This is a genomic window from Pseudomonas tremae (genome assembly GCF_001401155.1).
Classification (GTDB): Bacteria; Pseudomonadota; Gammaproteobacteria; order Pseudomonadales; family Pseudomonadaceae; genus Aquipseudomonas; species Aquipseudomonas tremae.
The window spans coordinates 1-824 of sequence record NZ_LJRO01000469.1; the positions used below are offsets into that span (position 1 = coordinate 1).

2 protein-coding genes are annotated in these 824 nt (G+C 54.0%); one reads left to right on the top strand and one right to left on the bottom strand.

The window, feature by feature from the left end; translation table 11 throughout:
• Positions 1–638, top strand: a 638-nt coding sequence (locus ALO43_RS26245) for a DUF3829 domain-containing protein (protein ID WP_054998391.1), incomplete at its 5' end; no start/stop codon positions are given.
• Positions 639–704: 66 nt separating this feature from the next.
• Here ALO43_RS26245 and ALO43_RS26250 read toward each other — a convergent pair.
• The coding region (locus ALO43_RS26250) for a putative quinol monooxygenase (RefSeq protein ID WP_412778932.1) at positions 705–824 on the bottom strand (120 nt) is incomplete at its 5' end.

Sequence of the window (824 nt, forward strand, 5' to 3'; positions counted from 1 at the left end):
ACCCCAAGTCCGATCCGCTGGTCATTGCCGTAACCGAGTACAGCGAGACGCTCGACGCACTACGTGAAAAAACGTTTGATGCCGAGGCGCTCTACAATCAACCACGCCCCGATATCAAGCTTGCCCGGCAGCTGGATGCAGATATTACCCAAGGGATACAACAACTGCAGCAGCGCAGTCTTGCCGTTCGAAAACGCTTCGAGGAACCTCAATTTCTGGCACGCAGCGAACAACTCGCGGCCATTGACGATCGCCTTGGCCACGATCAGCACTGGCACACGCTCAACTTCATGATCCTAGCCCGGCAAACGATCAATTACCTGAACCAGAACGCAGATAACGCTCGCCTGAATCCGGACGCGCTTGAGGCCTTGCACACCGAACTGGTTAACGCATGGCTGGATGCCGAGCGCTATTTCAAAAATATGCCCAACCTCAAGTCTGCCAATGGAAAACGCCCGATATGGCTTGTGATCAAGACGCCCGCACAGAACTGGCTATCAGCTCTGGACACCTTGCAACGGCAGTGGGCCGCTCATGCCGATGTTGACCAATTGAACAAGAGTCTGCTGACGGTAGAGCAGCAGTACGATCAACTTCTGAAGCAATACAACGCATCGGTGCTTGGACAGTACTAACCGCTTCAAGTGAAGCCGGCAGAGAAATGTACCGGCAGATACATTTCTCTTGAGAGATGAATGAACTCAGCCAGACACCTGATCCAGAAATATCAGCTGCGGTGGCTCTGCCAGCCACTCGCTGCTTGCAGCTGCAAACTGTTGGTAATGCGGCGTGGCAACGTGCGCATCCAGTGCTGCCTGATC